Consider the following 12,585-nt stretch of genomic DNA (forward strand, 5'->3'; position numbering starts at 1 on the left):
GATGCCCGGCGTTCAGGCCGGAACGGAGCGGCCGATGCGCAGGAAATCGCCGTCGAAAGCGATCTCCCGAACCATGCCGTCGGCGCCGGTTATGCGCATGTGGTCGCGCGCGGCCTCGATGTCGCGCGGCGGCTCGCCGCCGGCGAAAGGCACGGCGCCGATGACATGGCGGAAGGAGACGCTGCGGCCTTCGGCAAGCGCAAAGGCGGTGGCGACGCCTTCGCGCTTCAGCCAGTTGTCGCCGAGCGAGGCGGCATGGCCGACCGCGGCGCGGCCGTCCTCGATGCCGAGCACGCCGAGGTGGCGGCCGCTCCACGGCGCGTAGTCGCGGCCGCCATTGCTGAACCACAGCATGGTGACGGGCAGTTCGGCCGGGTTCTTCAGCACCAGCACCAGGTCCCGCTCGGCATGGCGGGTGAGCGCGGTCCAGCCCGGCCCGCCATGATCGGCCTCGACCAGCGTCAGGAAATCCTCCCGCCGGTCCTCCATGCGGTAGTCGGCAAGGTTTGTCGTGCCGCCGGCTGCCGTGGGAAACCGGGTCAGATCGGCCGAGCGGGCGGGGTAGGCGAGCAGGAAACGGCCGCGCGAAGGATCGGGCTCCAGCGGGTCGGCCGGCGTCGCCGCATAGCGCTTCGGCGAGAAGGCGAGGGACCCGCCGCCCTGCATCACCGTCATTGGATGGTGGGCGACGGAAATGGCGCCAGCGCCGCCGGAAAAGACATGCTCCTGATAGAGGAAGGGGTGGTTGTCGCGCAGCGTCAGCACCTTGTCGACGGCAGCGCCCATGACCTTGCGACGCAGCCGGAAGACGGCGCGCCAGCCGTCGGCGATGGCGCTATCTTCAACCAGGTCCCAGGCGCTGTTCGCCGGCCAGCCATGCAGCGGCGCCTCCTCGACATCGGCGCGCGAAAACGGCGCGCAGAGGAAATCGCCGGAGAGACGCACCGTGCCCTCGGGCAGGTCTTGCGGCAGGCTCTCGCGCGGCGCGCCGACCCAGGGCGCGCGATGCAGCGGCTGCAGGCGGCGGCCGTCGGCCTCGACCGTCATGTCGGCGATGTGGCCGACCGCAAGGTCGAGCGAGACCGAGATGCCCCTTGCCTTGATCGTGACCGTATCCATGCCTGTCACCCTCGCGAATCTTTGGCGCCAGCAAAGCCCGCACGGTGCCCGATGCGCAAGCGCTACAGGCGGCATTTTGCATCAGAATGGAAGTCGACGCCGCCCCTCATTGCCCTGCCGGGCATTTCTCCCCGTATAGTGAAGGGGAGAAAGGGGCTGGCCGCAGCGGCGGTGCCCTCCTGCAGCGTTGCTGATTGGCGAAAGGGGCGATGAGAGCGCCCCCTCTCCCCGTCACTATACGGGGAGAGGATGCCGGCAGGCAGGTGAGGGGCAGCGCCAGCGTTGGAAAGGGTGCGGTAGCGCTACAAACGGGCCGCCCCTACTGCCTTTTATACTCCCTGACCGGCGACTTGGTGCCATCCGTATAGGTGACCTGCACCGACATCGACTTCACGCTGTCGGCGACCTTGAAATAGGGCTGGTAGTCGTAAGGTATGGCGTAGAGATCCTTCTTGTCGCAGGGCGGCATCTTGATCTCCTTGTCGGGCGCGGCGCCGTCCAGGCCATAGTGAACATCCTTGATGGCGCAGCGGTAGGACAGCATCTGGGTGAAATAGACCAGGCCGTGGTTGCCGCCGGAATCGAAGGCGATCCACGAGGTCCAGAACTGGTCGAGGATCTGCTTGTCGCCTTGCTGCAGCGCCGAGTCCGGATCGAAGCGGATGTCGAACGGTCCGGTCTCGCGGCCCCTGATGTCGAGATATTTGATGCCGATCGTAGTGGCGGCGGTGCTGTCCGGCAGTTCGAAGCTCGGATTGGGCATCGGCTTGCCGGTCCGCTGGTCGTTCATCGCCATCAGGCCAGTGTCGGTGAACGGGCCGCTCTCGCCGAGTCGCCAGGAAATGCCGGTCGCCGCCTCCGGCAGCGAGATGGTGATCGTCCAGCCGGCATTGGAGCGCATCGGCGTCAGCGTCGGGGCGAAACGCTGCGGGTCGAGCACGTCGCCGACCGCGACCAGCCGGCTGCGGCTGCGCTCCAGCCAGTCGGCCAGTTGGGTCTGGTCGACGAAATATTTGAGCAGCCCGCCTTCCTTCTCGTAGGACACGAATTTGGTCAGCGCCTCGGCCTCGCTGCGCTTGTCGGACAGCGACTGGCTGCCGAGCCGATCCTCGGAAAACTCCTGCGCCAGGAGGAAATAGGCCGGCGCATAGTCGGGATGGGCCGCTATGAAGGCGTTCAGCTTGTCGAGGCGCTGGGCATCGTCGAACTGTTCGAGATGAACGAGCTTGATCGCCGGCGCCTTGGCCTTGTCGGCAAGCTGGCCGAACACCTCGCGGGCGCCGGCCTTGCCGTCCTGGACCCGGAGCACCGTGGCGAAGCGCGTGTAGGGATCGACGGCGTCGACATCGAAGTTGGCGAAGGCGAGATAGGATCGCCTGGCGTTCAGCATGTCGCCCGACAATTCGTAGACACGGGCATTGTGGTAGTACTCGTCGGGACGCTTGGGATCGGCGATCGCGCCGCCCTGCGCGGCGAGCGCGGCAAAGCCCTTGGCGATGGTGTCGATGGAGGCTGCGATCTGCTCGGTCGTCGCCTGCAGCTTGTCGGCCTGCGCGGCTGCCTGCTGCTGGCCGGCGGCCAGCGTGTCGGTGGTCTGCTTGACCGCCTCGACGGCTTTCTGCGTCTGCGTGCCTTGTTCGGTCTGCTGCTTCTGGGCCGAGGCGATCTCCTCCGTCTTTTGCGCCACCGTGTCGGTCGACTGCTTGACCGCTTCGACCGTCTTCTGGGTCTCGGCGCCCTGCTCGGTCTGCTGCTTTTCGGCGGCGGCGATCTCCTCGGTCTTCTGCGCCACCGTGTCGGTCGATTTCTTGACCTCCTCGACCGTCTTTTGCGTCTCGGTGACGGTCTTTTCGATCTTGGCCACCTTTGCGGAGACGATGCCCAGCGACTGCTGCAATTCGGCCACCGCCGGCACCAGGCCGGCGATGATGCCGTTTTGCGAATTCGTCTCCTGCTGCACCGCGTAGACGCCGCCGGCGATCGCCGCCGCGATCATCGCCATCGCCATCGTGCTCAGGCTGGTGCTGGCGACCAAAGCGATGCCGGCGCTGATCTTCGCCACCAGTGCGGCGGCGATCGCGGCAACCAGTGCGATATAGGCGGCGAACGGCCCCAGCGGGTTGAGCACGTCCGATACCGCGCCGCTGACGAACGCGACGCTGCCCGCCCATTTGCCGGTGCGGCTGAGCGAAGCCCGGATAAGAGAAGGCGCAGCCGCGCCGATGTCACCTGTCATGTCGATCCCCCAAACCAATGCCGCACGCATGGTAGCAGCGCGGCCCCGCCGGGAAAACAGGACAGGAAGCCGGCGTTTTCGGGGCGGTGGGGTGTGGGAGGTGTCGCCCGACGAAGTGATAGCTACGAGCTGCAAGATATAGCGCCGCTCGCGCAGGAATCGCCAATTTGCCGAAGTCGGCGCCGCCCCTCATTGCCCTGCCGGGCATTTCTCCCCGTATAGTGACGGGGAGAAAGGGGCTGGCCGCAGCGTTGGCGCCTTTCTCGCAACGTTGGTGATTGGCGAAAGCGGCGATGAGAGCGCCCCTCTCCCCGTCACTATACGGGGAGAGGGTGCCGGCAGGCAGGTGAGGGGCAGCGCCGGCGTTGGTGTCGTTCAGAGCCTGTCGCCCGCCTAAGCTGTTGAGACACCTTGATCCCCCCGTTAACCAGTTGGACGCAGCAATTGGCTTAGGCTAGGGTCCGGCCCTCTCAGCAACAGCCGGATCCGACTTGCGCCTGTCCGACACTTTCCCGCTCCTCCAGAAGATCATGATGGCGTTCGCGCTGCTGGCGATGGTCGCCGGCTGCACCACCGTCGAGCCGCCCGATAGTGTATTGGCGGTGCCGGCGCAGCCGCAGCGCTATGCGGCGATCGTCGTCGATGCCCGCAGCGGCAAGCAGCTGTTCGAGGTCAATTCGACGGCGCAGCGCTCCCCCGCCTCGCTGACCAAGATGATGACGCTCTATCTGCTGTTCGAGGCGCTGGAGAGCGGCCGCATAGCCAAGGAGACGCAGATCCCGGTTTCGGACAATGCCGCCAGGCAGCCGCCGACCAAGCTGCGCTTCCGGCGCGGCGAGACGATCGACGTCGATTCCGCCATCCGGGCGATCGTGGTCAAGTCGGCCAATGACGTGGCGGTGGCGGTCGGCGAATATCTCGGCGGCTCGCAAGACCAGTTCGCCGCCATGATGACCGCCAAGGCGCGAAGCCTCGGCATGACCAGCACCAGCTTCCGCAACGCGTCCGGCTTGCCTGACGACAGCCAGATGACGACGGCGCGCGACATGGCGGTGCTGGGCATGGCGCTCGAGCACCGCTTCCCGCAGCATTTCCACTATTTCTCCGAGAGCGACTTCATGTTCCGCGGCCGGCTGGTGCGCGGCCACAACGACATGCTCGGCCGGGTGCGCGGCGTCGACGGCATCAAGACCGGCTATATCAGGGCCTCCGGCTACAACATCGTCACTTCCTACAATGCCGACGGCCGCCAGCTGATCGTGGTGGTGATGGGCGCCGAGAGCGCGCGCCAGCGCAACGACCATGTCGAGGCGCTGATCCAGCGCAGCCTTTCGCCGATGGCGGCGGATGCCAAGACAAGGCTGATGTATGCCGGCCAGCAGCCGACGGGGTCGGCGCTTCCCGGTTTGCCGGAACCGTAGAAGCTTTGCAACGCCGGCCCGAGGCGCCCCCCTCTGGCCTGCCGGCCATCTCCCCCACGAGGGGGGAGATCAGATTTCACCGCGGCTTTCGCCAATCGCCAACGTCAAAGCGTGGCGCCGAAGCTGCCAATCTCCCCCCTCGTGGGGGAGATGTCCGGCAGGACAGAGGGGGGCGCGAAGGATCACCACCGATCTCAGCTTGCGCCGCCCGCCCATCACAACAACTTGTTCGGTCACACCACATTCACAGTCGCGATGGATATGCCGCGCCGGCTTGGCGTATCGTAGCCAAAAGCCGAGAACAGGAGCACTGACCATGGCCGGCGACCCGAAGGCGCAGAAGACGGAAGACGACGAAACCCACTCGGCCGGCGAATATCTCGAGGCCTCCACCTTGCCGGAAGACCTGCACGAGACGGCGGACGACGAGATCCTCGAAGCGCCGGAGGTGCCGGATTCCGAACCGGCCCTGCCCGGGCCTGCCGCGTCGCGGGTCAAACCGAAGAAAAAGCCGTCGGCGATCAGCGGCCGGAAATTCCGCAAGCGCGACCTGGTGCGCATCGACGATTTGCGGCCGAGCCTTTCCGACCGCATCCGCGCCGACCATCCCGACCTGCCGCGCGGCGCCCGCATCAGCCGCGAGGAGCTCGCCCGCTACCGCATGCGCTACATGGAGGAATTGCTGCAGCAGGAGCACGGCGAATTCTCCGAGCTCGACCGCCAGGTGGTCGAATCGATCGCCAGGCAAGACACGATCTCGGAGAACTCGGAAGAGGAATTCGAGGAGCACCGCTCGTTCGCCGACCGCGTCTCCGACAATATGGCCGAGTTCGGCGGCAGCTGGTGGTTCCTGATCTCGTTCGCCGGCGTGCTGTTGATCTGGATCGGCATCAACCTTTTCGAGGGCATGGCGGGCGCCTTCGACCCCTACCCGTTCATCCTGCTCAACCTGATGCTGTCCTGCATCGCCGCCATCCAGGCGCCGGTGATCATGATGAGCCAGAAGCGGCAGGAAGCAAAAGATCGGCTGCGCTCCTTCAACGACTACCGGGTGAACCTCAAGGCCGAGCTCGAAGTGCGGCACCTGCACGAAAAGCTCGACTATCTGATCTCGCGCCAATGGCAGCGGCTGGCCGAAATGCAGCAGATGCAGCTGGATGCCATGCACGAGCTGACCGGGGCGAAGAAGGTGAAGCGGGCGACAAGGGGGGTGCGGCGGCGGGTGGCTAGGAGCGAGGCTGCGGGGTGAGGAGTGTGGCGGCAAATTTGCTCGCGACGCAGAGGCAAGTTTAACTGGGGCGCAGCCTTGGCCGTCACATACGCCCTCGGGAAGCCTAACCGCTCCTGTGGCGTCAAATGCCTTGCCATCCCAATTGCCCGTTGAAGCCTTCGCCTGCTTCCGCTAAGAAGCCGTGGCTGGCCGGTTCACCGGCCGGTTCGTTTTGCCGGGAAGCACCCGTAGCTCAGCTGGATAGAGCGCTGCCCTCCGAAGGCAGAGGTCACAGGTTCGAATCCTGTCGGGTGCGCCAACGGGCATGCCCCCTATTGCCTGCGACGCCTTCCCGACGAAGCAAGGTAACCCAGCGCAAGCGTCATAACGGCGACCGCGATCCCGGCGCTGATCACACCTGCCGGTGTTATCCTGGCACTGCCTTGCAAGACAACATGCTTACCCAAACGCAGATCGAAAACCGACTTGATTTCCTCAGGATGTGCGGGGACCGCGGGGGAAGGTTTTTCCTGGACTGACATTTGAGCCTCCGGTTCGAATGTGCCGCCGCCCGCAAATCGGCCGGCGACTAGCGCGCCGACATTTGTGCCGCGGCCGAACGTGCATGCAGTGGCAAGCTTGAGAAACGACAGGCACCAAAATAATATGGCGGTGCCCAGTTTCATCTCCTGCGGCGCCCCATTTGGCAACCTACGATTTCCTCGATCACTGCGCCAAGCTCACAGCCGCCTCCCACGCCTGAAGGCAGAATGTCGTAGCGCTGCGGCCGACATAAGATGGGAATATGACGGTCGGTCCCTACCCATCACCCCCCCGCAGCCACCCCACAATCGCCTCGAACTCAACCGCCCGCGTCGTGTCCACCTCGAACACCAGCCCCCTCCTCAGCGGCTCGGCGCGTTTGATGATCGACCAGATGGCGGCATAGCTGGCGCGGCCCGGCGTGCGGTTGAACGCGCGCCGCCTCAGAGATAGGTGGAGGCCAGGCCACCGTCGATCGGCAGGTTGACGCCATTGATCCAGCGCGCCGCGTCCGAGCACAGGAAGACGACAGCCGGGGCGATCTCGTCTGCAAAGGCAGGGCGCTTCATTCTGCCGCTGTCAGCCTCGACCCGATCCTGACCAAGCATCGCGATGAAGTCGCCGAGGATTGGCGTAAAGACCGGGCCGGGCGCAACGGAATTCATGCGGATGTCACGCGAGAGGAAGAGCTGCTGCGCCCGCATGAACGTCCAGACGATCAGCGCTTCCTTGAAATATTGATAGCAGGTGTCTTGCGAAACCGGGTTCGCAGCCAACCAATCATGACCGGATTGGAAGGTCGCGGTCGTTGCCAGGTCCTTGTGGCGGGCGAGGCGTTCCGGCCATGCGGCGCCCAAAATCGAGGCGAAGTTGACGATTGCCGCGCCCGGCGAAAGCCTGCCGACCACTGTCTCGGTCAGGTGACGCAGGCCGAGATAGTTGACGCGGGCGACCGTATCCTTGTCAGCGGTGCCCGGCACGCCTGCCGCGTTGACAAGCCCATCGAATTGCGCGGGCAAGGACGAAACGGCCTCGTCGATCGTTTCCGGCTTCGAGAGATCGGCCTTCACGAAGCCATCGAGGCTAACCGTGGGATCATTGCGGTCGATGCCGATTACCCTGGCGCCATGGAAGCGGGCGAGACGGGCGACCTCGGCTCCGATCCCCGAAGACGCGCCCGTGACGACCAGAAGCTTGCTGGAGAGATTCATGGTTCGATCTTTCGTGGATTGGTCAAAATGGATAGGGCGTTGCTTGTTCCTTGACGGAAATCCACATCCACTGCGTGAATTCCTCCCAGATCGCCGGCCCTGAGACGCGGCTGCCATTGCCCGAGCGCCGCCGGCCGCCGAAAGGTGCGTGCGGCCCGGCGTTGACGGTCTGATCGTTGATGTGCAGATGGCCGACCTCCAGTCTTTCGCCAACCGACCGGGCGCGGTCGACGGAAGCCGAAATGACGCCGGCGGCGAGGCCATATTCGGAGCTGTTGACGAGAGCGATCGCTGCCTCTTCGTCGCGGAACGGGGCAATGCAGGCGACGGGCCCGAAGATCTCTTCCTCGAACGCACGCATGCCTCGCTCAATGCCGAACAGAACCGTTGCCGGATAGAAGCGGCCGCTTGCCTTGCCTCCGGCGAGCAGCTTTGCGCCCTTGGCGACGGCATCGTCGACGATGCCCTGGATTCTGTCGACCTGGGCATCGGAAATGATGGGGCCAAGCGCCACCTGATCGGTCGAGGGATCGCCGGCAACCAGGTGTCCGGCTCTGGCGGCAAGGCGCGAAGCAATCGCATCGGCATGCTTCTCGTCGACAAGGATGAGACCGGTCGACATGCAGATCTGGCCCTGATGCAGGAAGCAGCCCCAGGCGGCATTCGACGCCGCGACGTCCGGATCGGCATCATCGAGAATGATCAGGGCGTTCTTGCCGCCGAGCTCGAGCTGAACCTTCTTCAGATGCTTGCCGGCCAGCTCGCCGACCCGGCTCCCGGCGGCCGCCGACCCCGTGAACGAGACCATCGCGATGTTCGCATCCGTGCAGAGGGCCTCGCCGGCGTCAATTCCGCCGGGGACGACATGGAGGACACCTGCGGGCAGGCCCGCTTCCTCGAACAGGCGTGCAATGATGATGCCACCGGAAATCGGCGTGCGCGGGTCCGGTTTGTGGACGACGGCGTTGCCTGTCGCCAAAGCGGCGGCAATCGCGCGGACAGAGAGGACAAGTGGAAAATTGAACGGCGAGATAATTCCGACCACGCCGTGCGGCACCCGCCGCGCATGGTTCTGGCGTCCGGCATCCATGGTGGGAAGGGCGATGCCATTCGGCTCGACAGCGGCAGCCGCGGCGTGGCGGATGAAGGCCGCCCCGTGATCGATCTCGATTTGCGCCTTCGCCCGGATGGAGCCGGATTCGCGCATTATCCAGCCGACCAGCTCTTCGCCATTGGCTTCCAGGATATCGGCCGCCTTGTTCAATATGGCCGCGCGCTCGGAGGGAAGTTTCGCCGCCCAGGCGGGCTGCGCCAGATAGGCGCCAACCGCGGCTTGCCCGATGTCTGCCGCGCCGCCGATGCCCACCGAGGCCACCAACATGGCGGTCGCCGGATTGCGCACCTCCGCCACGCCGGCAGCCGTCTCACGCCAGCCACCCAGAAATGCCTTGCCGGTCCAGCGCGCCTCGTCGATGAAGCTCCTGCTTTGGATGTTCACTCGTTGATCCTCCCTTGCAAACATTCGCAATTGCTCTGCTGCGCGCGGGGCATCTGGTCCTCCCGCTGCCAACGCCCGCAGCACGTGAATCTTGCCGGAGGCTGTTCCCGGCAACGCCTCAAGCGCACAGAATGTCTTTGGTACTTTGCAGGCTCATGGGCCTGGTGCAGTGGCTAACGAGCGCGGCGGCATCGAGGATGCCTGGCTCCATCACCAGACCGGGCCGACTTCATCCCATTACACCGCGCCCTCGGCACTGTGTGGCTCCTCCTTGCCATCATTCGCTATGTCAAATAGCATTATTGCTATGCCGCATAGCATAGTATTGCTATCTGTCATAGTCTTTTTTGAGATTCCGGAAAGCCAAGCGGCGTCAGAGCGGCGCGCTCGACACATTGGTTGGTTGCAATCTACGCCGGGCCGTATCTTCGCCGTCTCGGACGGCATCGCCGTGCTGAGACGCGGGGTGCAGCGGGCGAGCGCAAGATCGCGGAGACCAACCACGACGAGGTCGTCAGGCTGATCGGATTAGGCGAAAACGCCTCTAGCGAACAACGCCCCGGCAGGCCCAGGCGACATTGGCGAACGAGCGCGGGCCATCGGGCCGGCCGGCCTGGTAGGCATCGCGGACGGCGGCTTCGGTGCGCGTCCGCTCGGCGGCGTCGAGCGTGGACATGTATTTGCCGAGCGGCCCCTCGCCGGCGCCGATCGGCGCCCAGTAGTCGTCGAAATCCGCATAGTCCATGCGGATCATCAGCTCGGTCTCGGTGACGTCGGCCAGACCCTGCTGGACGAAGGTGCGCTTCATCTCGCCCGGCTGCATCATCGGCTGGAAGCAATAGCGGCTGCGCATCTGGCGGCCGCTTTCGCTGAGCGCGGCAACCGTGTCGATCATCATGCGCATGCCGGGCATGCCGCCGAGATGGTCCCACACAACCGCTGCGATCACGCCGCCGGGCCGCGTCACGCGGCGCATCTCGGCCACCGCCTTGCCGGCCTCCGGCACGAAATGCAGCAAGAGCAGCGCCAGCGCGCGGTCGAACGCGTCGTCCGCGAAGGGCAGCGCGGTGGCGTCGGCTTGGCTGAAGGTGATGCGCGGATCGGTGTTGCGTGCCTTGGCCGCCTCGATGAAAACGGGCGAGAAGTCGATGGCCTGGATTTCGGCGAGGCCGGCGGATTTCGCCAGCTCGAAGGTCAGGCTGCCGGTGCCGCAGCCGACGTCGAGGATTTTTTCGCCGCCGGCCAGTCCGGCGAAGTCGATGAATTTGGGCGCCAGCCTGCGGCTCCAGCGACCCATCAGCTGCTCGTAGCCGGATGCCTGGTGCACGGTGAAGCTCGACGTCATCTCGCTCTCCCTTCGCTGGCCTCAGGCTAGTCCACGACGGGATCGATGCCAAGCGGTGGCAAGTCGACCTCGTCGTTCGAGCGGCCGGACGATTCAGACTTTCGAGAACAATGCCTGCACTGTCTCGACCGGCATCAGCATCACTCGCTCGCCCAGCGGAGACGGAATGAAGCCGTGCCGCTGATAGAAGCCGACGGCGTCATCGTCTATCGCATGCGCCACCACGGCGCGAACCCCGGCGATCTCCGACACGGCCAGGCAGCGACGCAGCGCATCGGCAAGCAGGTCCCCGCCAAGCCCAAGTCCCTGGAATGCCTGATCGACCGCCAGGCGGCCGATCAGCAGCAGCGGGACCTGCTCGGGCATACCCCGCCGCAGCTTCGCGCTTGGCAGCGCGATCCGTTCTTCCATCGCCGTCGAGATCGCATAGTAGCCGATGACGCGATTATTCATGTTCGCGTCACAGACCACATAGGTCCGGGCGGACAGGCCCTCGCCGGCAAGAGCGCGATTGCGCAACCAGTCGTCGAGGGTGGGATGCCTGCCGTTACGAAACGCGGACACATCGTGGCCGACGGTCAGCCGTTCCGGAGGGCTGACCCGCAACCCCGGCCCTCCGCCAGCAGGCATCAGCGCTCCCAGGCGGGCTTGCGCGTCATGCGCGCGCGAAGTTCCTCGGTCGGTTTGTCGGGGGCGTCGAGCAGATCGAGCAATTTCTGATGCGCCTCGGCATCGAGAAAGAAGGCGCGCTGGTCGAGAATGGTTTCTTCAGCTTGCCTGCGGGCGCTGTCCAGCATGAACTCCGACAGTTTCTGCCCGCGCAAACCCGCGGCGCGGCTGAGAATGGCCTTCGTCCCCGCCGAAGCGCGGATCTGGATCACATCGTCCTTTCGCGCCGCATCGCGATCGCGGCCGGCATGACTGGACTGCGGCATCGAAATCCTCCTGCGTCAGGATCAGATATTTAGAAATTGTCATGACAATGTCAATACAGGCCCGCAGGATCTCACCCTGCCGCGCCCCGGACCCCGAGCCTGCCCACGCTCTCCCGCTCCACCAGCGGGCATTCCAGCTTGGTGATGGGATAGCGGCCGCGGCCCGGCGTGGGCGGCGCTTCCAGCTGCTCGATCGCCCATTGGCCCATCGCCATATGCGGCAGGATCGATGTCGTCAGCGGCGGAAACAGATGGCGGGCGATCTCCTCGTCGTCATAGCCGACGACGGAAATATCCTGCGGGATATGCAGGCCGGCCTCCTTCAGCGCCTCGTAGCAGCCAATCGCGGTGCGGTCGTTCTGGCAGAAGATGGCGGTCGGGCGCTCCTTCAGGGCGAGCAATTTGACAGTCGCGGCATAGCCGGCGCTGGCCGACCAGTCGCCCTCGACCACCAGCTCCGGATCGAAGGGGATGTCGGCGGTAGCGAGCGCGCGGCGATAGCCTTTCAGCCTATCTTGAGCCGCTTGCATCCAGGGCTCGCCGGTGATGGTGGCGATGCGGCGGTGGCCATGGCCGATGAGATGCCGCGTCGCGCTCTGGCCGCCGGCGATCTCGGAGGGCACGACGGCAGGGAAGGCATAGTCGGCGGTGTAGCAGTTGAGCAGGATGACCGGGATATCGAGGCTGTAGAGGAATTCGGGCGCCGCGATCTCGCGGGTGAAGATGGTCATGTAGATCAGCGCCGAGATGCCGCGCCTCGTCAGCGCTGAAATAGCGCGCGGCTCCATGACGGCATCGCCCATGGTCTGCGCGACAAGCAGCACGTTGCCGGCATTCCAGGAGGCCTGGCGCGCGCCCTCGATGGCGACCACCGCCTCGGGGCTGGTGGCGAGCTGGTCGACGGCGAAGCCGATGACGCCGTCCAGCCCCTCGAATGGCGTCACCGGCGGCCGCAGGGCGGAAAACACCGGCGGCGAGTAGCCCAGCGACCGCGCCGCTTCGATCACCCGGTCGCGGGTCTGCTGCGAGAGCCTGATGCCGGGCGAATTGTTGAGCACGAACGACAC

Annotated in this window: 11 protein-coding genes and 1 tRNA gene; 3 read left to right on the forward strand and 9 right to left on the reverse strand. The window is 65.3% G+C overall.

Features of this window, described 5'->3' with window-relative positions; translation table 11 throughout:
- Window positions 1–12: 12 nt before the first annotated feature.
- The gene (locus EN738_RS04465; protein ID WP_127282637.1) at window positions 13–1,119 is read right to left on the reverse strand and encodes a hypothetical protein; all 1,107 of its coding nucleotides are present in this window, start codon (window positions 1,117–1,119) and stop codon (window positions 13–15) included.
- A gap of 319 nt (window positions 1,120–1,438) precedes the next feature.
- The gene (locus tag EN738_RS04475; RefSeq protein ID WP_127282638.1) at window positions 1,439–3,355 is read right to left on the reverse strand and encodes a methyl-accepting chemotaxis protein; all 1,917 of its coding nucleotides are present in this window, start codon (window positions 3,353–3,355) and stop codon (window positions 1,439–1,441) included.
- A 497-nt stretch (window positions 3,356–3,852) separates the two neighbouring features.
- Between EN738_RS04475 and EN738_RS04485 the strand changes: the two genes are divergently transcribed.
- From EN738_RS04485 to EN738_RS04500, 3 genes are all read left to right on the forward strand, one after another.
- Window positions 3,853–4,776: a D-alanyl-D-alanine carboxypeptidase family protein gene (locus EN738_RS04485; protein ID WP_245494360.1), complete on the forward strand. Its 924-nt coding sequence runs from the start codon at window positions 3,853–3,855 to the stop codon at window positions 4,774–4,776.
- Window positions 4,777–5,092: 316 nt separating this feature from the next.
- Window positions 5,093–6,025 carry a DUF1003 domain-containing protein gene (locus EN738_RS04495; protein WP_127282639.1) on the forward strand — a complete coding sequence of 311 codons (933 nt, stop codon included), beginning with the start codon at window positions 5,093–5,095 and terminating at the stop codon, window positions 6,023–6,025.
- 203 nt (window positions 6,026–6,228) lie between these two features.
- Window positions 6,229–6,305: transfer RNA gene (locus tag EN738_RS04500), tRNA-Arg, on the forward strand.
- 13 nt (window positions 6,306–6,318) lie between these two features.
- Here EN738_RS04500 and EN738_RS36115 read toward each other — a convergent pair.
- The 7 genes from EN738_RS36115 to EN738_RS04535 all read right to left on the reverse strand — a co-directional run.
- The gene (locus EN738_RS36115) at window positions 6,319–6,672 is read right to left on the reverse strand and encodes a hypothetical protein (protein ID WP_245478277.1); all 354 of its coding nucleotides are present in this window, start codon (window positions 6,670–6,672) and stop codon (window positions 6,319–6,321) included.
- A 300-nt stretch (window positions 6,673–6,972) separates the two neighbouring features.
- Window positions 6,973–7,740 carry a coniferyl-alcohol dehydrogenase gene (locus EN738_RS04510; protein ID WP_127282640.1) on the reverse strand — a complete coding sequence of 256 codons (768 nt, stop codon included), beginning with the start codon at window positions 7,738–7,740 and terminating at the stop codon, window positions 6,973–6,975.
- A 22-nt stretch (window positions 7,741–7,762) separates the two neighbouring features.
- Window positions 7,763–9,238 carry a benzaldehyde dehydrogenase gene (locus EN738_RS04515; RefSeq protein WP_210214063.1) on the reverse strand — a complete coding sequence of 492 codons (1,476 nt, stop codon included), beginning with the start codon at window positions 9,236–9,238 and terminating at the stop codon, window positions 7,763–7,765.
- Between the two features lie 544 nt (window positions 9,239–9,782).
- Complete coding sequence (locus tag EN738_RS04520; RefSeq protein ID WP_127282642.1) at window positions 9,783–10,583, reverse strand: class I SAM-dependent methyltransferase; 801 nt, start codon at window positions 10,581–10,583, stop codon at window positions 9,783–9,785.
- A gap of 93 nt (window positions 10,584–10,676) precedes the next feature.
- Window positions 10,677–11,189, reverse strand: coding sequence for a GNAT family N-acetyltransferase (locus EN738_RS04525; protein WP_210212299.1), 513 nt, complete (start codon window positions 11,187–11,189; stop codon window positions 10,677–10,679).
- A gap of 23 nt (window positions 11,190–11,212) precedes the next feature.
- Window positions 11,213–11,518, reverse strand: a complete 306-nt coding sequence (locus EN738_RS04530; protein WP_127282644.1) for a DUF1778 domain-containing protein — start codon at window positions 11,516–11,518, stop codon at window positions 11,213–11,215.
- A 71-nt stretch (window positions 11,519–11,589) separates the two neighbouring features.
- Window positions 11,590–12,585 (reverse strand): LacI family DNA-binding transcriptional regulator (locus tag EN738_RS04535; protein ID WP_127282645.1); only part of this gene is annotated, 996 nt, incomplete at its 5' end.

This window comes from Mesorhizobium sp. M4B.F.Ca.ET.017.02.2.1 (genome assembly GCF_003998955.1).
Taxonomy (GTDB): Bacteria; Pseudomonadota; Alphaproteobacteria; order Rhizobiales; family Rhizobiaceae; genus Mesorhizobium; species Mesorhizobium abyssinicae.